General features: G+C 65.7%; 19 protein-coding genes and 1 pseudogene. 12 read left to right on the plus strand and 8 right to left on the minus strand.

Going from position 1 to position 24,380, the window contains the following annotated elements:
• Positions 1–47 precede the first annotated feature (47 nt).
• Complete coding sequence (locus IPM80_02235) at positions 48–812, plus strand: hypothetical protein (protein MBK8957264.1); 765 nt, start codon at positions 48–50, stop codon at positions 810–812.
• Between the two features lie 36 nt (positions 813–848).
• Positions 849–1,775, plus strand: a complete 927-nt coding sequence (locus IPM80_02240; GenBank protein MBK8957265.1) for an LLM class flavin-dependent oxidoreductase — start codon at positions 849–851, stop codon at positions 1,773–1,775.
• Between the two features lie 94 nt (positions 1,776–1,869).
• Here IPM80_02240 and IPM80_02245 read toward each other — a convergent pair whose 3' ends face one another.
• From IPM80_02245 to IPM80_02265, 5 genes and pseudogenes are all read right to left on the minus strand, one after another.
• Positions 1,870–2,133: an RNA-binding protein gene (locus IPM80_02245; GenBank protein ID MBK8957266.1), complete on the minus strand. Its 264-nt coding sequence runs from the start codon at positions 2,131–2,133 to the stop codon at positions 1,870–1,872.
• 537 nt (positions 2,134–2,670) lie between these two features.
• A pseudogene (locus IPM80_02250) lies at positions 2,671–3,530 on the minus strand (fumarylacetoacetate hydrolase family protein).
• A 25-nt stretch (positions 3,531–3,555) separates the two neighbouring features.
• A complete protein-coding gene (locus IPM80_02255; GenBank protein MBK8957267.1) occupies positions 3,556–5,724 on the minus strand; it encodes a hydantoinase/oxoprolinase family protein in 2,169 nt (722 codons plus the stop codon).
• A gap of 138 nt (positions 5,725–5,862) precedes the next feature.
• Positions 5,863–6,426, minus strand: a complete 564-nt coding sequence (locus tag IPM80_02260; protein MBK8957268.1) for an acetone carboxylase subunit gamma — start codon at positions 6,424–6,426, stop codon at positions 5,863–5,865.
• A gap of 3 nt (positions 6,427–6,429) precedes the next feature.
• On the minus strand, positions 6,430–8,667 hold the full coding sequence (locus IPM80_02265) for a hydantoinase B/oxoprolinase family protein (GenBank protein ID MBK8957269.1): 2,238 nt from the start codon (positions 8,665–8,667) through the stop codon (positions 6,430–6,432).
• A 231-nt stretch (positions 8,668–8,898) separates the two neighbouring features.
• Here IPM80_02265 and IPM80_02270 point away from each other — a divergent pair, with 231 nt between their 5' ends.
• The 6 genes from IPM80_02270 (at position 8,899) to IPM80_02295 (ending at position 14,600) form a co-directional block, all read left to right on the plus strand.
• A complete protein-coding gene (locus tag IPM80_02270; GenBank protein ID MBK8957270.1) occupies positions 8,899–9,921 on the plus strand; it encodes an LLM class flavin-dependent oxidoreductase in 1,023 nt (340 codons plus the stop codon).
• 92 nt (positions 9,922–10,013) lie between these two features.
• Positions 10,014–11,054, plus strand: a complete 1,041-nt coding sequence (locus IPM80_02275) for an LLM class F420-dependent oxidoreductase (protein ID MBK8957271.1) — start codon at positions 10,014–10,016, stop codon at positions 11,052–11,054.
• Positions 11,055–11,078: 24 nt separating this feature from the next.
• Positions 11,079–11,840, plus strand: a complete 762-nt coding sequence (locus IPM80_02280) for a crotonase/enoyl-CoA hydratase family protein (GenBank protein ID MBK8957272.1) — start codon at positions 11,079–11,081, stop codon at positions 11,838–11,840.
• A gap of 4 nt (positions 11,841–11,844) precedes the next feature.
• Positions 11,845–13,020: an acyl-CoA dehydrogenase family protein gene (locus IPM80_02285; protein MBK8957273.1), complete on the plus strand. Its 1,176-nt coding sequence runs from the start codon at positions 11,845–11,847 to the stop codon at positions 13,018–13,020.
• A gap of 10 nt (positions 13,021–13,030) precedes the next feature.
• Positions 13,031–14,185, plus strand: coding sequence for a thiolase family protein (locus IPM80_02290; GenBank protein MBK8957274.1), 1,155 nt, complete (start codon positions 13,031–13,033; stop codon positions 14,183–14,185).
• A 4-nt stretch (positions 14,186–14,189) separates the two neighbouring features.
• A complete protein-coding gene (locus tag IPM80_02295) occupies positions 14,190–14,600 on the plus strand; it encodes a Zn-ribbon domain-containing OB-fold protein (GenBank protein MBK8957275.1) in 411 nt (136 codons plus the stop codon).
• A 4-nt stretch (positions 14,601–14,604) separates the two neighbouring features.
• Here the strand turns inward: IPM80_02295 and IPM80_02300 are convergent, their stop codons facing one another.
• Positions 14,605–17,592 (minus strand): HAMP domain-containing protein, encoded by a 2,988-nt coding sequence (locus tag IPM80_02300; protein ID MBK8957276.1) that lies wholly within the window; start codon positions 17,590–17,592, stop codon positions 14,605–14,607.
• 123 nt (positions 17,593–17,715) lie between these two features.
• Between IPM80_02300 and IPM80_02305 the strand changes: the two genes are divergently transcribed.
• Complete coding sequence (locus tag IPM80_02305) at positions 17,716–18,963, plus strand: HAMP domain-containing histidine kinase (protein ID MBK8957277.1); 1,248 nt, start codon at positions 17,716–17,718, stop codon at positions 18,961–18,963.
• Positions 18,960–19,496 carry a response regulator gene (locus IPM80_02310; GenBank protein MBK8957278.1) on the plus strand — a complete coding sequence of 179 codons (537 nt, stop codon included), beginning with the start codon at positions 18,960–18,962 and terminating at the stop codon, positions 19,494–19,496. The genes IPM80_02305 and IPM80_02310 overlap by 4 nt, the downstream gene beginning before the upstream one ends.
• A gap of 132 nt (positions 19,497–19,628) precedes the next feature.
• Here the strand turns inward: IPM80_02310 and IPM80_02315 are convergent, their stop codons facing one another.
• Together IPM80_02315 and IPM80_02320 are read right to left on the minus strand one after the other, a co-directional pair.
• Positions 19,629–21,068, minus strand: a complete 1,440-nt coding sequence (locus IPM80_02315; protein MBK8957279.1) for an amidase — start codon at positions 21,066–21,068, stop codon at positions 19,629–19,631.
• Between the two features lie 139 nt (positions 21,069–21,207).
• Entirely contained in the window at positions 21,208–22,605 is a 1,398-nt protein-coding gene (locus IPM80_02320; protein MBK8957280.1) for a glycosyltransferase, read from the minus strand.
• 161 nt (positions 22,606–22,766) lie between these two features.
• On the opposite strand from IPM80_02320, the gene IPM80_02325 reads away from it, so the two are divergent.
• Positions 22,767–23,687 carry a hypothetical protein gene (locus IPM80_02325; protein ID MBK8957281.1) on the plus strand — a complete coding sequence of 307 codons (921 nt, stop codon included), beginning with the start codon at positions 22,767–22,769 and terminating at the stop codon, positions 23,685–23,687.
• Between the two features lie 7 nt (positions 23,688–23,694).
• Entirely contained in the window at positions 23,695–24,339 is a 645-nt protein-coding gene (locus tag IPM80_02330; GenBank protein ID MBK8957282.1) for a PIG-L family deacetylase, read from the plus strand.
• Positions 24,340–24,380: the final 41 nt, after the last annotated feature.

The following is a 24,380-nucleotide window of genomic DNA, read 5'->3' on the forward strand; positions in this document are numbered from 1 at the left end:
TAGCAAAGCCAATGCGCGAACCGTCGCGCCGACCAAGCGGGGAAGTCATGAAGTTCGTGAGCGTTGCTGAATTGATCAAACGGCCGGGCCTGCGCCTGGTGCTGGTGCAAGGTGCGCCGAGTCCGTGGGGCCAGGCGGTGAAAGCGATGATGGAATACAAGGGGCTCGAATTCGCGGTCGCGCCCCAGGTGCCCGGCGCCGAGAATGCGGATCTGGTGGCCTGGGCCGGCGTCAACAGCGGGCCGGTGGTGGCGTGGAACGACGGGCGTCCGATGAATCGCTGGAACGACATCCTGTTCCTGCTCGAACGCCTCGCGCCGCAACGTCCGCTGGTGCCCGATGCCGCCGCCGAGCGCGTGCAGTTGTTGGGATTGAGCCATGAGCTGTGCGGCGAACTCGGTCTGGGCTGGAATCGTCGCCTGTGCCTGTTCAAACCGGCCATGCAGTCGGGACAGGCGCCGGCCGGCATCGCCGCCATGAGCCGCAAGTACGGCTATAACGAAAGCGACCTGGCGGCGGCCAATCAACGTCAGATCGCGATGCTGAATCTCCTGACCTCGGTGCTCGAAGCGCAGCGCGCCAAGGGCAGCGAGTTCTTCGTCGGCAAGGCCCTGTCGGCGGTCGATTTCTACTGGGCGGCGTTTTCCGTGATCATGGACATCCTGCCCGATGACCTGTGTCCGGTGGCGGCCGGACCGCGCACCATGTTCGAGAACATCGACGCCAGCGTGAAGGCGGCCATCTCGCCCATCCTGCTCGCCCATCGCGATCGCATCCTCGGCGCCCATTTCAAGCTGCCGATGGAATTCTGAAGCGGCGCGTCGGCCACTCACAAAACGAGAAATCCCATGGCGATACGCATCGGCTTCGGCCTGCTCAATTACCCTTTTGACAACGGGCGCGCCTTCTTCCGCTGGGTGGAGTTGCTGGAGAACAATCGCGTCGATTCGGTGTGGCAATCGGACCGCCTGATCTCGACCGACAACTATCTCGAGTCCCTGAGCGCGCTGGCGGCGCTGGCCGGTTGCACGGAGAAGATCAAGTTCGGCATGAACGCGATAGTCATGCCGCTGCGCGATCCGCTGGTGCTGGCCAAGCAGTGCGCCACCATCGACTACCTGTCCAATGGTCGACTGTTGCCGATGTTCGGCGTCGGCTATCCGCAGGCCGCGGAGTGGGCGGCCACCGGCCGCAGCGCCGAGCATCGCGGTTCCATCGCCAACGAGATGTTCGAGCTCATCGCGCGCCTGTGGAGCGAAGAATCGGTGACGTTCGAGGGGCGCTACTTCCAGTATCGCAATGCGACCATCGCACCACGACCGATACAACAGCCCCTGCCGCTATGGATAGGTGGCACCAGCGACGCCGCGGTCAAGCGCACCGCCAAGCTCGGCACCGGCTGGATCGGCGGTATCGCCAGCGTCGAGGAGGTGCGCCTGACCATTGCCGGCATCAAGACCGAGGCGGCCAGGCTCGGCCGGCGTATCGACGACGATCATTACGGCACCTCGCTGGCATTTCGCATTGGCAGCGCCGACGACGCGGCGGTGCGCAATTCGCCGTTCGTCAAGCGCACCGGTATCGGCGAGAACATCGACGTCAATCCGCTGTTCTGCATCGGCAGCACCGCCGAGCTGACGGCGCGCCTGCGTGAATACGTGGCGGTGGGCGCCTCGAAGTTCGTGCTGTTTCCCATAGCGGAAAACGAGCAGGACATGCTTGACCAGACGCGTCGCGTGATCGACGAGGTCAAGCCCTTGATAGAGGACCGCTGAGCGCTTGCGGTCGTCGTCAGCGCGGCAACCGAAAGCGCTCGAGACGCGCCGGCCGGCTGCGCGGTGCCGTGGCACCGCGGGGCCGGGACGCCAATCAGCGTCGCGGCGGGCGCGCTTCGCGCGGACGCGCTTCGTTGACGCGCGCGGTGCGCCCCTTGAGCATGGCGCCGTTCAATTCCGCGATGGCGGCGCTGCCTTCCGACTGGTTGGGCATTTCAACGAAACCAAATCCCTTGGAGCGACCGGTTTCGCGATCCATGACGATTTTGGCGCTGGTCACCTCGCCGTGCTGCTCGAATGCTTCGCGCAGCTCTTCGGCGGTGATGTCATAGGAAAGATTACCGACGTAGATATCCATACTTCATTGCCTCATGGAACATGCCGCACAGGGTCTTTATGGTCGCCTGCCGACGGCATGGGAGCAGGGGACTTTGTGATGCGGGAAACGTGGCCGGCGGCAGTGAAGGCGGCGCCATGGACAGGCGACACATGAGGCCGGGCAATCAGCAACGGACGCACTCCTGCGAGCAGTTGCGGTAATAGGAGCACGCGCCGTGGGCGGCGCGGAGGGCAAGGCAATCGAAGTAGGGCGGACGGTTCAAGGCAAAGGTCAACAACGATGCGATAGCTATTCTTTGCGGCTCGCTTCGAGATTGGATGCGGCTTCGGCCCGCTCCACGGCGGACGTCTCCCCCTCCGGCATGCCATCGCGAGCTCTCAAGTTCAGCAGAACCCCTCGGTTTCTTGAATCAACGCTTTGCGCGTTTGATTCCATCATAGACGTGCCAAAACGCGACAGCAACGGAAAATTGCGTGACTTGGCGCACCCCTGGCCGCGCGATGGCGGCGCGAGACGACGCTCGCCCCGCTGCCGGGGCAAGCGTCGGCGCGGCGCTCAGATGCGGTCGGTATCGGCCGGTTCGGCGACCACCGCGTTTTCGATGTGTCCGAGCTTGGCGATTTCGATGCGCACCACGTCGCCTGCCTTGAGGAAGCGCTTGGGGTCGAAGCCGATGCCGACGCCGCTCGGCGTCCCGGTCAGCACCAGGTCGCCCGGCTCCAAGGTGAAGGCCGCGGTCAGGGTTTCAATCTGCTCATAGCAGTCGAACACCAGGTGGCGGGTATTGGAGTTCTGTCGCAGTTCGCCATTGACCCAGGTCTTCAAGTCGAGGGTATGCGGGTCGCCGACTTCATCGCTGGTGACGAGATAGGGGCCGAATGGTGCGTGGGTGTCGAACGACTTGCCGAGCGTGAAGGTTTGCGCGCGCATCTGCCAGTCACGCACGCTGACGTCGTTGCACACCGTGAAGCCGGCGATCACTTCATGGGCGCGGGCACGTGGCACATGCCGGCAACGACGGCCGATGATGAAACCGAGCTCGCCTTCGTAATCGAGCTTGTCCGATACGCGCGGCAGGTGAAACGGCGTGTAGGGGCCATGCGCGGCGGTCGACTGCTTGTTGAAGAACATCGGGAACTTGGGCGTCTCGAGGCCGGTTTCCTCGATGTGGTCCTTGTAGTTGAGGCCGACCGCCAGGATCTTCGGCGGCCGCAGCACCGGCGCGCTCAGCGTGACGTCGGCGAGGCCAGGCTGGCGCCGCTGGCGGCGGCGGCGCGCTGCATGAGTTCGGCGCCGCCTTCGAGCAGGCCGAGCATGTCGCCGGGCAGGCCGGCGGCGGTGAGATCGACAATGCGATCGCCATCCACGCGGCCGATGCGCGTGCGTCCGGCGTGGGTGAAGGTTGCGAGTTTCATGGCGTTTCCCTTGTGTTCGTCAATATCAGCGGTAATGCAGGATCTTGTAGGCGTCTATCCACATCTCGCGCGCCGGCGGAATGACCACCGTGGTCATCGGGTCGCGAATGATGGCCGGGCCGGCGATGACATTGCCCGGCGCGAGTTCCACCATCTCGTAGATCTTGAACGGCAACCAACCGTCCTTGTGGTAGACCTCGCGCGTGCCGACGTAAGCCGCGGCGCTTGGCGTGGCACCGGCCACCTCGTAGCGGCGCAGCTTGGGCTGCGGCTTGGGCGCGATGGCTTCGAGGTTGACGGTCGTCAGTGAATAACCGGCGCCGCTGAACTTGGCGCCCTCCGGGTAGACCTTGGAATACATGGTCTCGAAGGCGTCAATCATGCGCTGGATGTCGGCCGGGCCGTTCATCTCGCCATTGCCGAGGGCAGTCTCGAAACTTTCGATCTGGCCGATGTAACGCGCCGACACGCCGTAGCGGAACGTGACCGTGGCGGGATCCACGCCTTCGTCGGCCATTTCACGCCGCGCCTCGGCTTCGAGTTCGCGCCACGCGCGGTCGATTTCATGGGCAGTGGCCTGCTTGTCGGCGTCCGAGGCATTGCCCGGGATGAGCACGCGCAGGCCGCGATCGTAGCGATGCATGTATTCGGCGCAGGCCGCGCCGAAAGCCGAGAACCCGGCTGCCCACGGCAGCGTGATGACGTCCTTGAACTCGATGCCCTCGGCGAAGCCGTACATGTGCACCGGGCCGGCGCCGCCGTAGTAGAGCATGGTGAAATCGTGGGTGTCGTAGCCCTTGGCCGCGACCATGGTGCGGAGCAGGTCGTTCATCTCGGCATTGATGATGCCGAGCACGCCGGCGCCGGCCGCGTAGACGTCGAGGCCGAGCGGTTCGGCGATGGTTTCGCGCAGCGCTTCGAGCGCGCGCTCGCGATCGAGCCTGATCTGGCCGCCGAGGAAGTAATCCGGGTCGACATAACCGAGCGCGACGTTGATGTCGGTCACGGTCAGGCGGTCGTACTGGTAGCAGATGCCGACCTTGGCACCGGCCGATTCCGGACCGACGTGGAGCCGCTTGTATTCGTCCAGCCACACCACGCTGCCGGCGCCGTTGCCGGCCGAATCGAGTTGCACCATCGGCAGGGCGAGGCGATGGCCGGCGATGTCGGCGCTCTTGGCGATACCGATGCGGCCATCGACCAACAGGCCGACGTCGAAACTCGTGCCGCCCATGTCGGCGGTCACGATGTTGCTGAGGCCGAGTTCATGGGCGATGAACTGCGCGCCGATGAGGCCGCCGATGGGCCCAGAAATCATGGTCTCGTAGAGGCGCGGGTAATCCATGTTGACCGCGCCGCCATAGGACAACAGCGTCAGCAGGCGACCATTGAAGCCGCTGGCCTGCGCCTCGCGTTCGACGTCGAGCAGCGCGCCGCGCACCTTCTCGGCCGCGAAGCACTGGAACAGGAGACTCTTGAGGCGGCTGTTCTCCTTGGCCACCGGCGCGACGTCGGCCGAGCACACCACCGGCACGTCGAGGCCGCGCGCGGCGACGATCGCCTGCACGATGTCGCGTGCCTGGTGCTCGTGGCGCGGGTCGACGAAGGAGAACAGGAACAGGATGCCGATGACTTCGCAGCCGGCATCCAGCAGCTTGTGCGCACCTTCGCGCACCTGGCGTTCGTTCACCGGGATCAGGGTGTGCCCGGCAGGCAGATGGATATTGCCCTGGTAGCAGCCGCCGCCCATGCGTTCGCTCACCGTCACCACGTTGCGCGGGTCGACCAGCGGCCGCGTGTGCTTGTGCAATTGCTGGTGCAGACCCTCGGCCTGGCTCTGGCCGAGGTAGGTGAGCCCGCCTTCCATGACGGTGATGTCGTCGAAACCGCGCGTCACCATCAGGCCGACCTTGCGGCCGCTGCCGGTCAGGATGGTGTTCAGCATGCCGGTGCCGCAGTAGATGTCGGCGCCACACTGGCGGTGCACGGTCTCGCTGTCGAGGCCCAAGGCCTGGGCGGCATCGGCGACCGATTCACGATAGGACAAGGCCTGGTCTTCCTTGCGGCTGATGGACTTGCCGACCGTGAACGTGCCGTCGGGCTTGACCAGGATGGCGTCGGTCATGGTGCCACCGGCGTCCAGCGCGAGGATGAAGTCGCGCGCGCCCGTAACGGAAGCAGCGGTGCTGCTCATGGTGATCTCCCCTTGAATCAAATCTTCTGTGGGTCCGACTTCAGTCGGACATCCACAATTTTCCGAGGCGGTGGCGCCTGGACTCCGATGTCCGACTGAAGTCGGACCCACATTGAAAGTCCATGCCGCCTTGCCGCGTCAAGCCCAGCGCGCCGTGACCTCCGCCGTCCTGTCCTGGTACCAGTCCGGCGACTCGTCCGCCAAGGGCTGACCGAGATACTCGCGATAGAACTTGTCGAGATCCGGCAACAGTTCCATCACCACCGGGTAGCCGGGCGCCACCACTTCCACCGCGTGCTGGGTCGCGCACGCGGGGCAGAAGAACTCGCGCACTTCCTGCCAGCCGGGCTCGGGCACGGCGGGCGCGGGGTCGAACACCTGCGCCATTTCTTCCAGCGTCTTACGCGAGCGGATGCGGCAGGCAAGCTTCCAGTTGTGGCGATAATCGCCGAACTCGTGGCCGCATTCGCACTTCACCACGCGCATGCCCGGCGCCTTGGCGACGATGTAGAGATGATCGCCGATGCGCAGCAGGATGCGCTCCGACCATTTCACGCGCTCCTGCAACACGGCGATGTAGTTGAAGAAGCGCGCCTTGTCCTTGCGCGGCATCTTCAGCAGGCGCTCGGTGTTGTCCTGGTCGATGGTGCCATCGACCAGTTGCGCGATGAGTTCACGGCTGACGGCATGGTTGTCGCTCATCGCTCATTCCTCCCCGCAGGAAAAATCGGCAGGCAGTTGCCAGAAGCGCGTGAACTCGTCGCGGAACTTCGCGAACGACAGGCTCTGCCCGTACATTTCCGTCACTTCCGGCACGAAGTTGCGCGCTTCGACCTGCCGGCGTTCCTCGCGCCACCATTGTTCGGCGGGGATGGATTCGGCCAGGCGCCCGCTGCGCAAGGCCGCGCGCTTGTCCAGCGTCGCTTGCGTATCGAGATGCCACTGGCCATTGCCATCCTGGCTCGCCACCACGCCGTGCATGGCATGCACGAAGGCGTAGTCGGGACAGGTGCCGTCGTTGAGATCGCGGATCACGGCCAACGGATCGCGGTCCAGCGGATCGCCCCAGCCGCCCGACGAACCGGCCGCATCGACGAACAAGTCGTTGTTCTTGAGCGCGAGTTCCGGGCAGTCGGTCTTCCACACCTCGAGGTTGTCGACCGTGAGACGCCCGTCACCGACCATCTCCAGCAGCTCGCGAGCGTCGCGTGGCGTTTCGCCTTCGGCGATCAGCGCGTCGAGGTTGGTGTCGCGCGCCGAGATCATGAAGCTGCCGGGGCCGGGATAGGCGCCGCTCATGCCGAGGCCGACCGACGGCGTGCAGGACAAGCCGCCGTTGGGGCGCGTGAGACCGATGTGCTTGCCGGGCTGCACGCACCAGTGCACCGCCGAGTTGCCGGGGCCGCCGCGGTACTTGCCGTAGCCGAAATACCCCGGCAGCAGTTTGCGGCCGAGATAGAACAAGGGCGGGATGGTGCTTTCGAATTCCTCGGCGTCGCCGATCGTCGCCATCTGCGACCATGCCGCCCACACCAGCGGCTCACCGTCCTTGTAACACCACGCGCCGCGGCCGGTGCCGCCCAGCCATTCGAAGTTGGTGAAGCCGTAGGTGGTGCCGTCGTCGGTGGTGCCCTGGCCCTGGAACGCGCCCCAGTTGCCGTCGACGGTGAACGCTTCCTCGAGGTAGCCGCGCGCGAACATGGCGCGACTCACCGCGCCGAAACCGATGCTGTTCAGCGCCACGGTCTGCGCCCACAGGTTGGCGTTGCTGGTGAACTCGTTGTCGGGGTTGTAGATGCTGCCCTTGGGATAATGGCGCTGTACGGCGAGATCGATGCCGGCCGTGACCTTGGTGTTGTGCGAGAAGGAATTGATCATGCCTAAGAACACCGCGCAGTCGACGCCGCCGGGCGTGGCGTTGTAGGAGTGGTAGCCCCATTTCGAACTGCCCTCGGCGTCGAGCATCAAGCCCTTTTCATTGGGCTCGATGCTGCCGCGCACGTGGATGAGGGTGTTCTTGTCGGCGTGCGACCATACGTGCTGCAGGCCCTTGTACTTGACCAGCCGGAACGCGCAGCCGTTGTAGGTGCCGGGCACCATGGTGTCGCGCATGTTGTCGACCACCATGCGCCGCGATTCCTCGATCACCTCGCGAATGGCGCGCTTGTAATAGTCGATGCCGAATTCCTCGATGAGGGCGTGGGTTGCGGCATGCACCATGGCGCAGCCGGCGAGGCGCATCTTGTCATCGAGGATGTTCATGGTCGCGGCGCGGGTGCGACGCTCCCAGATCGCACGCCACCAGGATTCCTGTTTGAGATTGCGACCGGTGCGCATGGGCGGACACACCAGGCCGTCCATGAAGGTGTCGACCGCGAAGGTCGCCCACGAACCCGCCACCGGCGCGCCGTTTTCCATGAGGTGGTTGATGCCGATGGCCCACGCCACGATTTCGCCATCGACGCAGATCGGCACGAAGGAATAGAAATCGCCGGGATGCGGCACGCCGCCGGTGAGCCCGTCGCTGACCGCGTATACATCGCCATCGTCGATGCCGTCGTTGACGTCGTAGTCGTGCTCGGCCATGTAGCGCACCGACACCGGGAAGATCACGGTGTGGGACAGGAAGCCCAGCGACACCGCCAGCGTATCGCCCTCCGGCGTGGCGATGCCCCACAGGCATTCGCCCATCTCGCGCGAGCCGGGACTGGCGGCGACGAAGCGCGCCGATTCACGCGCCGCCAACACCGCGCTGTGCAGCTTGGCGTAGAAGCGTTCGTACTTGATGGGGTCGGCATCTCGTAGCGTGAGCTCGGTGACGCCGCAGTAGTGGCCGGTCTCGGCCGTCAGGCGATCGCGCTCGGCGATCATCTGGCGCAGGGTCGGGCGCGCGGGCGCTAAACTCTTGCTGGACGTGACGACGTCGCGTGCGATGGTAGCCATGAACGTTCTCCCCGGGTGATGGCTGACATGACATGGCGCGCCGGCGTTGGCGCGGGCCGTCACATGCGCTGCGAGCCCGCGCGCGGACGGCCGAACGACTCTACTGCCAGTCGCCGGGGCTGACAATCTCCGGTCGCCGCGCACGAGGCGCGACGACGACTGAGCCTCGGGTACAATCGAGCGGCGCGAGGCCACTCTCGCCGTTTCAATTCCGACGGAGCCACACCGATCATGAAAATCGCTTTCATGCCCGACACCCATTTCGGTGTCTACGATCAAACCACCCAGCCCAAGCCCGACGACGTTGCCGACGCGATGGAGCATTGCATCGCCGAGGGCGTGCTGGCCGAGAAGGTCGGCTTCGACGGCCTGTGGGTGCCGGAGCGGCATCAACGGCCCGAGACCTGGTGGCCGAATGCCACCTCGCTGATGATGGTGCTAGCCGCCCAGACCCGTCACGTGCAGATCGCCAGCACCGTCATCCAGCCGACCTTCCACCATCCGATTCACCTGGCCGAAACCTTGTCCGCCATCGACAACATCAGTCGCGGTCGCCTGGTGTTCGGCGCCGGGGTCGGCTACCACCAGGATTACTTCCGTTGCTTCGGCGTGCCCTTCGAAGGCCGCGGCGCGCGCTTCGAAGAGACCATGGACTGCATCGTCGGCGCCTGGACCGAGGAAGAGTTCAACTACCGGGGCAAGTACTTCCAGTACGAAGGTGTGCGTCTCACGCCCCATCCCTACCAGAAGCCGCGCCCGCCGATCTGGATCGGCGCCTTCGCGCCCAAGGCCATGCAGCGCGCGCTGGACTACGAAGGCTGGTGCCTGTGGTTCCCGCCCGCCTTCAATGAACTGGTGCCGGCGGTGAAGGACATGCGCGAACGCGCCGCGGCGCGCGGCAAGCACGATTTCCAGGTCACCATCGGCTTCGAAGGCTGGCTGTCGAACGACAAGGACGTGCGCGCCAAGCACGGCCATCGCTGGGTGCGGGAGTGGAGCTTCTACGCGGAGAAGGGCCTGTCGCCGGACGCCGAGGCGACCGACATGCTGGACACCATCGAGAACATGTTCCTGTGTCTCGGCAACAAGCAGAAGTGGGTAGACCGGCTCGGCGAGATGAAAGACAAGGTCAATCCGGACTGGTTGTGCATACGCACCCGCAACCCGGTCAATCCCGGTCAGCACTACCCGTCGCGCAGCGAATGCCTGGAAGTGATCGAGGCGTTCGGCGAGATCTTGAAAGACGTGCGTTAGCGCGTCGCGCGCGACGTGACGTTGCGGTTTCCGGTGTCCGATTGAAATCGGACCCACAAAAAAGAGCAGCCAGGACACAAGGGGGAGAGGCAATGAAACTGGGGATGGTATTGGGCTATTCCGGCGCGCAGGTGAAGCTGCCGATGGACCTGGTGTTCGAGGCCGAGCGCCTCGGTTTCGATTCGGTGTGGAGCGCCGAGGCCTGGGGCGCCGACGCGGTGTCGCCGGTGGCATGGGTACTGGCCCAGACCACGCGCATCAAGGCCGGCACGGCGGTGATGCAGATGGCGGCGCGCACACCGTCCATGACCGCCATGACGGCCATGACCCTGGACCAGCTCTCCGGCGGGCGCTTCATGCTCGGCATCGGGCCGTCGGGGCCGCAGGTCATCGAGGGCTGGTACGGCCAGCCCTATGGCAAGCCGCTGCTGCGCACGCGCGAATACATTGCCATCATCCGCCAGATCTTCGAGCGCAAGGCGCCGCTCAAGCACCACGGCGAGCATTACCAGATCCCCTACACCGGCCCCGGCGCGATGGGCCTCGGCAAACCGCTGAAGAGCATCCTGCACGGTAACCCGAACATTCCCATCTACATGGGCGTCGCCACCGAGAAGGGCATCAATACCGCCGCCGAGATCGCCGATGGCTGCTTCATGATCTGGGCCAATCCCGACCGCGCCAACATGTTCGCGCTGCCGCTCGATGCCGGTTTCGCCGCCGCCGGCGGCGACAAGGGTCGCAACAACTTCGACTTCGCGCCCTTCGTACGCATGGCCATGGGCCCCGATCTCAAGGCCTGCCGCGACAAGCTCAAGCATCACTTCGCGCTCTACATCGGCGGCATGGGCGCGCGCGAGAAAAACTTCTACAACGACTACACGCGGCGTCTCGGCTACGTCGACGCGGCGGTCAAGATCCAGGATCTCTACCTCGCCGGACGCAAGGAAGAAGCGGAAGCCGCGGTGCCCGATGCCTACATCGACGAATGCTGCCTGGTCGGTCCGGCGGAACACATCCGCGAACAACTGACACGCTGGAAGGCGGCCGGCGAGCGCGGTGACATCGGCACCATGGTGCTGTCGGCGAGCAGCGCCGAGGAACTGCGCGTGGTCGCCGAAGCCGTCCTTTAAACACCAGGCGAGGGGAGCGACGCCATGTCGGAAGTACTGGTCGAGGTGGCGGACGGCCTGGTGGTGATCACCATCAACCGTCCCGAGGCGCGCAATGCCATCAATCGTGCGGTGTCGGTCGGCGTGTGCGAAGCGGTCGACATGCTCGATGCGCGTGACGATCTCCGGGTCGGCATCCTGACCGGCGCCGGCGGCAATTTTTGCGCGGGCATGGATCTCAAGGCCTTCCTGCGCGGTGAGCAGATCCGCATCGAGGGACGCGGCCTCATGGGCATCGCCTTCACGCCGCCCAACAAGCCGCTGATTGCCGCGGTGGAAGGCTATGCGCTGGCCGGTGGCTGCGAAGCGATGCTGGCCTGCGACCTGGCGGTCGCCGCACGCAACGCGCAATTCGGCATCCCGGAAGTGAAACGCGGCCTGGCGGCCGGCGCCGGCGGGCTGTTGCGTCTGCCGCGCTTGATCCCGCCGCGCATCGCCATGGAGCTGGCCTTGACCGGCGACATGATGGACGCCGAGCGCGCCGCCGCGCTGGGGCTCGTCAACACGCTCACCGAACCGGGCGAAGCGCTGGCCGAGGCGCGACGCCTGGCGGCGCGCATCATCGCCAACGCACCGCTGTCGGTGGCGGCCAGCAAGCGCGTCATCGTCGAGCAGCGCGACTGGCCCTTGCACGAGATGTTCGCGCGGCAGCAGGTCATCACCGGCCCGGTGATCGCGTCCGAGGACGCGCGCGAAGGCGCGGCGGCCTTTGCTGAAAAGCGCAAGCCGAACTGGCAGGGCCGATGACATCATGATCCCGCGCACGCTGTTCAGCGCCGAGCACGAACTGTTTCGCGCCACGGTGCAACGCTTCATTGCCGAGCATGTGACGCCGCACCACGCCGAATGGGAACACGCCGGCCAGGTGCCGCGCGAGTTGTGGACCCGCGCCGGCGAACTCGGCCTTTTGTGTTGCAACGTGCCTGAAGCCTACGGCGGCATGGGCGGTGACTTCCTGCACTCGACCATCCTGGTCGAGGAATTCGCCGCTGCCGGCGCCACCGGCCCGACCTTCTACCTGCAGTCGGACATCATCGCGCCTTACCTGGTCGACTTCGGCAGCGAAGAGCAGAAGCAGCACTGGCTGCCGCGCATGGCGCGCGGCGAAGTGGTGGCCGCGCTCGGCATGAGCGAACCGTCCGGCGGCAGCGACGTGCAGGCCATGCGCACCCAGGCCATCCGTGATGGTGACGACTACGTCATCAACGGCCAGAAGGTCTTCATCACCAATGGCCACAGCGCCGACCTGCTGTTGCTCGCATGCAAGACCGATCCCAGGGCGCGCGCCAAGGGCGTGAGCCTGGTGCTGGTCGAAACCGACAGGCCGGGTTTCACGCGTGGCCGCAGGCTCGAGAAGATCGGCTGCAAGGCCCAGGACACCGCCGAGCTCTTCTTCAGCGACCTGCGCGTGCCGGTCAGCAACGTGCTCGGCAGCGAGGGCAATGGCTTTGCCATGCTCATGACCCAGCTCGCGCAGGAACGCTTGATCCAGGCCATCCGCGCCATCGCCAGCGCCGAGGCGGCGCTGCGTTGGACGCTGGACTATGTCGCGCAGCGCGAGATGTTCGGCCAGACCCTGGCGGATTTTCAGAACACCCGCTTCGAGCTCGCCGCCATGCACGCGGAAATCATGATGCAGCGCGTATTCGTGGACCGCTGCGTGGAACTGCATCTGCGCGCGGCGCTGGATGCGACCGACGCGGCCGCCGCCAAGCTGGTCAGCACCGAGCTGCAGGGGCGGGTGATGGATCGCTGCCTGCAGTTGTTCGGCGGCTGGGGCTACATGTGCGAATACCCCATCGCGCGCGCCTTCGTCGATGCGCGCATGTGCCGCATCGGCGGTGGTTCGGTGGAAACCATGAAGCAGATCATCGGCAACGCACTGTTGCCGCGCGCGCCCAAGCGCGACGGCAAGGCAGCGCCCTGACATGGCCGGCATCGCGCTGCGCGACCAGGCCTGCGTGTCCGGCATCGGCGAGACCGCCTATATGCGCGGCTCGAGCAAGACCGCCTTCGAGCTGCAGATAGAAGCGTCGCTGGCGGCCATCAACGATGCCGGCATCCATCCCTCGGATATCGATGGCGTGATCCCCATCGGCATCGTGAGCGGCATCGCCGAGGACTTCGTCGACAACTTCGGCATCCGCGACCTGCGCTACTCGGCGCTGATTCCGCACGGCGGCGCGAGCCCGGTGATGGCGCTGCAGGCGGCGGCCACGGTGCTTGCTACCGGCGTGTGTCGTCACGTCCTGATCACTTTCGGCCGTAATGTCAGCGCCGGCAGCAACAAGGCCGGCGCGCGCATCCACAACATGCCGCAGTTCCATTACGTGACGGAGTTCGAGCATCCGCTCGGCAACAGCGCGCCGGCGCAGATCTACGCGCCCATGGCGCGGCGCCACATGGAGCTCTACGGCACCACGGTCGAACATTTCGGCGCGGTGGCAGTGGCCTGTCGCGAGCATGCGCTGTTGAACGGCAACGCCATCATGAGCAAGCCCATCACGCTCGAGGACCATCGCAACTCGCGCATGATTGCCGATCCTTTCCGCCTCTTGGATTGCAGTCTGGAAAGCGACGGCGGCGCGGCGGTGGTGGTGAGCGCGGCCGACGTGGCGGCCGATTGCAGGCATCGCCGCGTGTTCATCTCGGGGGTGGCGGTCGGGCATCCGGATTCGCCGGCCTCCATCACCCAGCGGCCCGACATGACCAGCCTCGGCATCGGCAAGGCCGCGCCGCGCGCGTTCACGATGGCCGGCGTGACACCGGCTGACATCCAGGTCGCCGAGATCTACGACTGTTTCACCTACGCCGTGATCCGCCAGATCGAAGACATGGGCTTCTGCGAGAAAGGCGAGGGTGGCCCGTTCGTGGCCGACGGCCGCCTGCGCCTCGGCGGCGCGCTGCCGACCAATACCCACGGCGGGCTCTTGTCCCAGGCCCACGTGTGGGGACTCAATCACATCGTCGAACTGGTGCGGCAGCTACGCGGCGATGGCGGACGCGCGCAGGTGGCGGGCGCCGAACTCGGCCTGGTCACGGGCTATGGCGATCTTGGCGATGGCGCGCTCGCCATCATGCGACGGGGTTGAGGCGATGACGGAGACAGTCACCAAGCCCGAGCCGCCGGAGAGCGCATTGTCGGCGCCCTACTGGCAGGGCCTCCGCGATGGCCGGCTGCTGCTGCAGGCCTGCGGCGCCTGCGGCACGCTGCGCCATTACCCGCGCCTCTTGTGCAGCGCCTGTTTCAGTGACGCCGTGAGCTGGCGACAGGCGAGCGGCCACGGCCATGTGCATAGCTGGACCGTCGCCCACCATGCCTTTCACGTAGGCTTTCGCGATGAGCTGCCTTACACGCTGGTGACGGTCGACCTCGCCGAGGGGCCGCGCGCCCTCGGCCGCTGGCGCGGCGCCACGCCGCGCATCGGCCTCGCGGTCAAGGCCATACTGCGGCAGGCGGACGCTGCGGCCGTCGAGCTCTGGTTCGAACCCGACGGCGAGGCGTGAAACCTCAGGCGACGGCGGCGTCGATGTAGGAGGCGAGGCTGTCGCGATCTCCGGTCGCAAGAGGGCGCGCAGTCCTGGGCGCCACCGTGCCATTGCCCAAGTGGAAGTAGGCCACCTGTTTCTGCATCTCGACCGCGTCGTTGCGCAAGGCTTCGCTGGCCGCCGCGATCTCTTCGACCAGCGCGGTGTTCTGCTGGGTGATGGCGTCGAGACCGATCACGGCGCTGTTGATTTCCGACAGGCCCGCGGCCTGTTCATTGGCGGCGCCGGCCATCTCCGCGATGATGGTCGAGAGATTGGTGATGTCCTTGACGATGGTCTGGAAGCGGTTGCCCGATTCATCGACCAGCTTCGCGCCGCCGTCGACCTGCGCCACGCTGTCCTTGATCAGCACCTTGATTTCCTTGGCGGCGCCGGCGCTGCGCTGCGCGAGCGCGCGCACCTCGGCGGCCACCACCGCGAAGCCGCGGCCCTGATCGCCGGCGCGCGCGGCTTCGACCGCCGCGTTCAGGGCCAGCAGGTTGGTCTGGAAGGCGATTTCATCGATAACGCCGATGATGTCGGCAATCTTGTTGCTGGACGTCTGGATGCCGCCCATGGAACTCACCGCCTGGCCCACCACCGTGCTGCCGGTGGCGGCGCGCTCGGACGTCGCTTCGGTGATGGAGCGCGCCTGACCGGCGTTCTCGGCGTTGGCGGTGACGGTCGAGGTCAGCTGCTCCATGGCCGAGGCGGTGCGCTGCAAGGACAGGGCCTGGTCCTCGGTGCGGCGTGACAACTCGCCGTTGCCGGACGCGATCTCCTGGGCATTGCCGGTAACGCGGCCGATGGAGGCCTGGATGCCGGCGATGGTGGTGCGCAGGTTGCCGATGCAGGTGTTGACCGCCTCGGCCAGGTGCGCGAACTCGCCCTGGTACTGGCCGTCGATGTCGCTGCTCAAGTCGCCGACCGCGACCGCCTGCATGACCTTGCTGGTTTCCTTGATCGGCACGCTCACGGTGTCGAGCAGGCCGTTCATGGATTCGGCCATCCAGCCGGTGAAGCCGCTGAAGCCGCGCGCCTCGATGCGGTCATCGAGCAGGCCGGCGTTGGCAGCCGTCAGCAGTTGCTTGATTGCGTCCTCGGCCTGCCGCTGTTCGGACAGATCGGTCCATTCCAGCACGTAGCCTGCGTGCCGGCCTTCGAGATTGTTGACCGGGTTGGAACTCACGCCGAACACGCTGTGCTCGAAGCGCACTTCGATCTCGACATGTTGCTGGGTGCTGACCAGGCGCTTGAGGTCAGGCGCACGGGCGCACAATGCCGCAAAATCGACCTGGCCGCCGTTGCGCACCAGCACCCGCGGGTGCTGCTCGGCGAGCGTGCGCATGCGCGGATTGGCGTAGGACACCGCGCCTTCCAGATCGAGCAGCGTAATGGCGGTGCCGGCGCTTTCCAGCGCCTGGTTGAGGCGCGCCGCTTCTTCCTTTTCCTTTTGCACCGAGGCCGCCATTTGTTCGGCAGCCACTTTCTGGCGGCTGGCTTCCTCGCCGGCGCGCAGCGCCTCTTCCTTTTGCACGCTCGCCTCCCTGCTCAAGCGTTGCGCTTCTTCCTTCTCCGCCATGATCTGCACGAACAACACGCTCTGCATGCGTTCCAGCGCGCCGAGGAGTTCGCCGACCTCGTCGCGGCCATCGACCGTTATGCTGTTCTCGAAATTGCCGTGGGCAATGTTGTCGGCGATGGCCGCCGCGCCGCGTACACGGCGTGCGATGCCATTGGCCAGCAGCAGGGCGAAGCCTGCAATCAGCACGGCCGCGACGGTGGCCGAGATCAAGGTCGCACGGCGTTGCGTGGCGACGGCCGCCAGCGCTTCCTCGCTATCGATCTCTGCCAGCAACGCCCATTTCACGCCTTCGATTTCGAGCGGTGTATAGGACGACAGCACGTCGACGCCGCGATAGTCGGGCATGCGTTGCTGGCCGGCGCCGCCGGCAAACGAGGCGACCACGGCGGCGGTGTCGATCTTGCGCGACAGCAGGGTGTTCTCCTTGGAGAAACGTGACTGTGAGCGCATCAACTGGTCACTGCCGACGAGATAGGTCTCGCCCGATTCGCCGAGCCCGGCGCGTTGTGCCATCAAGGCGTTGATTTCGCCGACCGGCATCTGGAAAACCAGCACGCCGACCTTCTCGTCACCGTCGTAGATCGGCGCGCCTATGAATGACGCGGCGCCTTCGTAGGACGGCAGGTAGGGCGCGAAGTCCTCGAGCCGGCTTTGATCGGCGCTCGCGGCCAGCGCGCTTCGATAGGCGCGGCCGAGGGCGGTGTCCTTGTACTGACCGCTGGCCAGGTTGGTGCTGAAATCGAGTTCCTTGAACGTGGTGTAGACCACGTCACCGGTACGCGCGTCGATCAGGAAGATATCGTAATAGCCGAAGCGCTTCAGAAAGCTGCGCAGGCGTGGGTGAAAGCGTGCGTGCGCACGGCTGTAGCGGCTGCCGTCCGCGTGGGCCATGAGTTCGTCCTTGGTGCCGAGCGGGCGCCCGTTGTCGGCGATGTAGAGATACTGGGCGAGCAGCGACGCCGGGCTGCGCGGCAGCAAGGCCTTGGCATCGACGGCCTGGCCGGTCTGGGCCTGGTAGTGCTTGGCGAACTGCTGTTGATAATAGTCCTCGAGCTTGGCCCGATAGCCGGCCATGTGCCCGGCATCGGATGGCAGGTCATCCGGCAGGCCATGAAAGCCGTCACGCAACTCGCGCAGGGCGTCGACCGTCATGGTGCTCTCCGCGAGTTCGCGGACCTGCTGATGCAGTTGGTTGAAGTACTGCTCGACCTGCGATTTCTTCACTTCACGCAGAGATTCGAGTTGATTGAAGGCGGCCGATTGCAAAGCCGCGGAGGATTCCCGCATGACCAGGTAGGTCGTGACGCCGAGCGGCAGCAAGCCGGCCACCAGCATGGCGAGCAGCAGCTTGTTGCGGAGTTGGAGATCGGCCCAGAGCTTGCTCATCGGGAATTCATCCTTGGGATATGAACCCGCGTTAGCGGCCGGCGTGCCCCAGGCATTAGGCTTTTGGGGAATGAACCATGAGAAAATCACCCCCGGCCTGCAGGCCGAACCGGAACCAGCCCAATGACCACCACCATCGACCACACCCTGCGCTACCTGCTGCTCATCCGGCTGGTGGTGATGGGCGGACAACTTGCCGCGCTGGCGGCCATGGATGCGTGGTTCGGCGTGGCGGTGCCGTGGGCGCGGGTCAGCCTGGTGCTGGCGCTGCTCGGCGCATTCACCCTGTACAGCTGGGTGCGGCTGGCGCGCGGCGTGACGACGCCGGGCGAGCGCCACTACCTGTTGCAGTCGCTGGCCGACATCGCCGCGTTGTCGGCCCTCATCCACCTGACCGGCGGCGCCTTCAATCCCTTCGTGTCGCTGTTCCTGCTGCCCATCGTGTTCGCCGCCGCGGCCATGCCGCTGGCCTACATGACCGGCATTGCGCTCACCGCCATCGGCGCCTATACCGCGCTCATGCTGGTCGCCCTGCCGGAACGCCACGCGCACGCGGTGGCCGGACGCTTCGACCTTCACGTGTGGGGCATGTGGTACGGCTTCATCCTGAGCGCGCTGTGCGTGGGCCTGTTCGTCGCGCGCCTGTCACGGCGCCTGCGCGGTCGCGACCGCGAGCTGGCGGCCCTGCGCGAGGAAGCACTGGCCGCCGAACGCCTGATGGCGCTCGGCACCCTGGCCGCCGCCACCGCCCACGAACTCGGCACGCCGCTCGCGACCATCGCGCTCGCCAGCGGCGAATTGCAGCACCTGGTCACGGACGAGGAGGCGCGCGCCGAACTCGCGCGCCTGCGTGAGCAGGTCACGCGTTGCCGCGAGATCCTGGCGCGCATGAGCGCCGACGCCGGCGCCCTGCAAGCCGACAGCGGTCATCGCGTGGCGCTGGACGACTATCTCGATGGCGTGGTCAACGAATGGCGTCAGCGCCGTCCGGAAGTGCAGGTGCGCTTCGCACGCCAGGGCGTGGCGCCGGCGCCGGCCATCATCGCCGACCGCGTCATCACCCAGGCCATCGTCAACGTGCTCGACAACGCCGCCGACGCCAGCGCGCGCCGCATCGACATCGACGGCGCCTGGGACCAGCGCCAGCTCCGGCTCGACATTCGCGACGACGGCACCGGCATCGCGCCCGCCCTGCGCGCACGCCTCGGCCACGAGGCGGTCACCACCAAGCGCGAAGGCATGGGTATCGGGCTGTTGTTGTCGCGCTCGATATTGGAACGCCTCGGTGGTGCGCTGCGCCTCGATGCGCAGGCGCCGTGCGGCACCCACGCCCACATCCACCTGCCGCTGGCGAGCCTGGTGGTGCCATGAGCGAACGCCATTGCCTGGTGGTGGACGACGACGCCGACTTTCGCGCGGTGCTGGCCAAGGCGCTGACGCGGCGCGGCTACCGGGTCAGCGTCGCCGCCGATTGCGCCGCGGGCCTGGCCCTGGCCGCCGGCGACGCGCCGCAGGACGTGGTGCTGGATCTCCGACTCGGTGAAGACTCGGGTCTGGAGTTCATCACGCCGTTGCTTGCGCGCTGCCCGGGCGCGCGCATCGTGGTGTTGACCGGCTTCGCCAGCATCGCGACCGCCGTGCAGGCCATCAAGCTCGGCGCCGTGCATTACCTGACCAAGCCCGCCGATGCCGATGAGATAGTCGCGGCCTTCGCCCGCCAGGCCGGCGATGCGAGCGTCGAAGTGGCGAGCCGGCCGACGCCGCTCGAACACCTGGAATGGGAGCATATCCAGACCACGCTCTTGGCGTGCGACGGCAATATCTCGGTGGCGGCCAAGCGCCTGGGGCTGCATCGGCGCACTTTGCAGAGGAAATTGCAGAAGCGGCCGTCGGGGATGGGGTGAGGGAGCGGTTTTTGATGTGCGAATGAATTCGCACCTACAAGGCGCCGCGCTGTCCTGTAGGTGCGAATTCATTCGCACACCGGTCCGCGGCAAGCAGGACGCGGCGGCGCTTGCCGTCGCGTCCTGCCATCATCAAGCGTAATTGGCTGGCTTGCGCCCGCTCCACGGCAGGGCCTGTTCCAACTGGCCGGCCAGGCTGTAGAGCGTTTCCTCGTCGCCCATGCGGCCCACGAACTGCATGGCGAGCGGCAGGCCGGACTTGGCTTGCCACAGCGGCAGCATCACCGCCGGCTGACCGGTGGTGTTGAACAGCGCCGTGAACGCCGAGTAGTTCTGGATGATGTGATTCCACCAGCCCATCATGTCCAGATCCTTGGCGTTCTGATCGAGTTCGCCGAGCCTCGCCACGTCGCGCGCGAGGCCGGGCGTCAGCAGCACATCGTACTTGCGCATCACCGCGCCCACCGCGCGGCTGACGGCGTTCTGCTGGATCATGGCTTTCTCCATTTCCAGCGCCTTCAGTGACTGCGCGAACCTGTACACCTCGAGCGTCACCGCTTCGCAGGTCTTGGGCCCGATCTTGCGGCCGGTGGCGGCGGCGAACTCGTCCATGAAATAGCCCAGCGTCACCGCCCACAGGCGAACACTCGACTCGTTGAATGCATCCATGTCGTAGTCAATCTTGACCGGCTCGACGATGTGGCCCAAGTCTTCCAGGAGCTTGCGCGTGTCGTTGAGGCGCGCCTTCTGCTCAGGCGCGGTGTTGCGCGAACCGGGCAGCTTGTCGACCACGCCGATGCGCAGCTGGCCGGGCGCCGACATGGCGGCGGCGAGGAAACTGCGCTTGGGCGGCTCGGCATGGTAGAAGTAGCCGTCATCGGGGCCGTGCAGCGCGTCGAGCAGGGCGGCGGAGTCACGCACGCTGCGCGTCTCGGCGAACTCAATCGCCATGCCCCACAGGAAGATGCCCATGTCCGGGCCGGTAGGCGTGCGGCCGCGGCTGGGCTTCATGCCGACCACGCCGTTGCAGGCGCCGGGAATGCGGATCGAACCGCCGCCGTCGTTGGCATGGGCGATGGGCACCATGCCCGAGCCGACCGCCGCGCCGGCGCCGCCCGATGATCCACCCACCGAGTAATCGAGATTCCAGGGATTGCGCGTCGGGCCATAGACCAGCGCTTCGGAGTTGGCGTTGAAGGCCATCTCGGGCGTGGTGGTGGTGCCGATGGTGACCAGACCCGCGGCGTTGCAGCGGCGCATGAGTTCCGAATCACTGTCGAACTTGATGCCGGCGGCGAGGCGCGAACCGGCCGAGGTCACCATGCCCTTGAAGTGCATGCCGAACTCCTTGACCAGGAACGGCACGCCACGGAACGGCCCGTAGGGCAGGCCGCGCTTGACCTGGCTGCGGCCATGTTGCGGCAACTGCTGAACGACGCAGTTGATCTTGGGATTCAAACGCCCGATGGCGTCGATGGCGCTGTCGATGAGATCGTTAGGCGAGACCTCGCCACGACGAACCAGTTCGGCCAGGCCCAGGCCGTCGTACTTGCTGTATTCGGAAAAAATCATGAACGTCCTCCACCGGGAAACAGTCTGTCGCCGCACGGCTGCGGCAGCCCTCGTCAGGAATCGAGTATAGGGGCGTGCACGGCGCGGCAATAGACCGGCGTCAAGCGCGGCGCTCGGCCATGCCGGCGACCATCCGCGCTCAGGCGTTCCGGTACACGGCGAGCAAGGTGCGCTCTTCGATGCCCCAGTTGTACTTGTCGCGATGCAGCGCACGGATGCGCGCGCGCAACTCTGGATCGGGCCGCGCGGTGATGCTCTTGACGGTATCGAAGATCGCCTGCTCGCTGAAGTCGGCGGTGGTGGCGCCGATCCCTTCGCTCTGGATCAGCATGCGCATGTCGTACAGCGGCGTGGTGACGATGGGCAATCCGCACACGATGTACTCGAACAGCTTATTGGGCAGGCTGTAGTAGTAACTCAGACAGATGTTGGGAGCGAAGATGGTGCCGTAGTCGGCCGATGAACTCACCTCGGGAATGCGCTCCGGGGCGATGGCGGGATGAAAGTGGATATTCGAATGCAGCGCCGCCTGGGCTTCGATGTCTTCCTGCATGTTGCCATAGCCCATGAACACCACGTGGTGGCGCCGGTAGCCTTCCTCGTGCAGCCGCACGAAGCAGTTGAGCGTCTCCTCCAGGCCGCGCACCTTTTTTACCAGGCCACCCTGGTAGAGGAAGATGAGGTCGTCGTCGGCGAGGCTGAATTTCTCGCGGAAATATTCATTGCGCGGCTGGTCCGGCGTGAGTGTCGGGCAGTTGCGCACCACGTGCACCTGCTTGAGCCCGTAAAGCCGTTCGTACTCACGGGCAATAGAATCGCCGACCACGATCACCTGGTCGGCATGGGGAATGTTGTCGCGCTCCAGTTGCTCGAACTGCCGCTTCTTGTCGGGGCGCAGGGTCACGCCTGCCGACTCGGTCTGGTACTCGTGGGAGTCGTAGATGATCTTGATGCGCGGGTCGCGCATCTTCATCTCGACCGCGAACGGCAGCGGCAAGAGGTCGTTGCAGTGGATGAAGTCGAACTCGGGTACGGCCGGCAGCTTGGCGGGTGGGCGCGGCGGACCGGGGCGCGGCGGCTTGGGGGCGCCCTGCAGGCTGGCGCGCTTCTGCGCGGCGGCCGCTTCCTTGCGGGCTTGTACACGCGCGTTTTCCAGCCTGATGTATCGGGCCTTGGCGCGGTCATGGATGCGCGGTGCAACTTGTCTGAGTATCAGCGCCGCGCCACGCAGCACCTGGTAAGTGGCCCGCCCGACATGGCGACGCAAGGCCGCCCGGGCGGCGCGAGCGGCGTGGGGCTTCGGTTTGAGCTTGCCCGGCTCGTGCTGTTTCACGACGGGGCTCGGCTTGCCGAACTTGCGCCGCACTTCGAATCCGTTGATGACCTCGTATTCGGGCAATGCAGCGTCGTAGGTGGCCCATAACTCGACGCGATAGCCGGCCGCCGCCAGCGACGTACATTCCTTCAGAACGCGAGAGTCGTTCGTGAACTTGTTGTAGAGCAGGACCAAAATTTTCTGCTGGTGAACTTCGCGCATTCTTGTATTCTTCTAAATCGACATCCGTGTGGCGCCGGGCCAGCCTGTCGAGGCGGCAGGAACCATGCCTCTTGACGAGAGGCATGATCAGGCTGCGTTGATTGACGTGCATTCTCGCATGGCAAGCTGCCACGCGCACAGATTAATGGCGGAAGCCTCGCATGCCCCACGTCGCCGACATCACTTCATTCCTGCGTGAGCACGGACTGCTCAGCGATCTCATCGGCGCGACAGGCGATGCCCAAGTCGACGGCGTGGCGCGCGACCACGAGGCCGTGAGTGGCGAAATGGCGTGGATATCGCCGAAGAACCTCGCGCGAGATCCCCTGCGCTGGCAACGCTTCGCAGGCTGCCTGTTGATCGTGCCGGACAGCGCGGTGATCGAGGCGGAGCCGGCTTTCAGCGTGGCCCTGTGCGCCGATCCCAAGCTCGCCTTCATCCGCGTGGTGGGCCATTTTTTCGAGCACCTGAGTCACATCGACCTGCCGCGTCTGGGACAGTCGCCGATTGCCGTCGACGCCGTCATCGGCCGTGACGTCATGCTCGGCCTCGGCTGCGTGATCGGTCCCAAGGTGCGACTCGGCGACGGGGTGTCGGTCGGCGCCAATACCGTCATCGCCAATTGCGAGGTCGCCGCCGGCGTGCGCATCGGCTGCAATTGCACCATCGGCTTGCCGGGCTTCGGCTACGAGAAGGATGCCAAAGGCGCCTATTGGCGTTTTCCCCATCTCGGCGGCGTGCGCATCGAGGCGAACGTCGAGATCGGTTCCAACACCTGTATCGACCGAGGTTCGTTGGGCGATACCGTGATCGGGCAGGGCAGCAAGATAGACAACCTCGTGCATGTCGCGCACAACGTCGTGCTTGGTCACAACACGGTGGTGATCGCCAATACCATGCTCGGCGGCAGCGTGACGGTGGGTGACGGTGCGTGGGTGGCGCCCAGTGTTACCATCATGAACCAGGCCAGCATCGGCGCTGGCGCGACCTTGGGCCTCGGCGCCGTGGTATTGCGCGACGTCGCGCCGCGGCAGGTCATCGTCGGCAACCCGGGCAAGGTCCTGGACAAGAAACCCAAATAGGGACGATATGATTTCAGTATTGAACGGCGTGCAGCGCGCGCTGGTGCTGTGCGCGCATACCGACGACGAATTCGGCTGCGCGGGCACCATGTTGCGCTTGACCGAACTCGGCGTGACGGTGCGTTACCTGGCCTTGAGCCGCTGCGAGGAATCGGTGCCGGCCGGCCTCGCGCCGGACGTGCTCGAGCATGAATGCCGGGCCTGCGTGCAGGCGATCGGCGTGGCGGCCAGCGCCATCGAGGTCGATGGCTTTCCGGTGCGCTACTTTCCCGACCATCGCCAAGCTATCCTCGAGCGCTTCTACCAGTTGAACAAGGATTACCAGCCGGACGTGGTGTTCCTGCCGAGTTCCTTCGACAACCACCAGGACCACGCCACCGTTTACGCCGAGGGCTTTCGCGCCTTCAAACGTTCGACCCTGCTCGGCTACGAGCTGCCGCAGAACGTGACTTCGTTCGAAAACTCGGCCTTCGTGTGCCTCACCCAGGCACACCTGAGCGGCAAGATAGATGCGCTCGCCCATTACCGCTCCCAGGGCTTTCGCAGCTATGCCGCACCGGAATACATCGAGGGCCTGGCGCGGGTGCGCGGCGTGCAGTGTGGCAGCCTGTTCGCCGAGGCCTTCGAAGCGATCCGGGTCATCATCCGCTGAGTCCGCCAGGCATCGCCGCGCCGGGCATGGCGCGCGACGAT

The organism is Pseudomonadota bacterium, from assembly GCA_016719885.1.
Lineage (GTDB): Bacteria > Pseudomonadota > Gammaproteobacteria.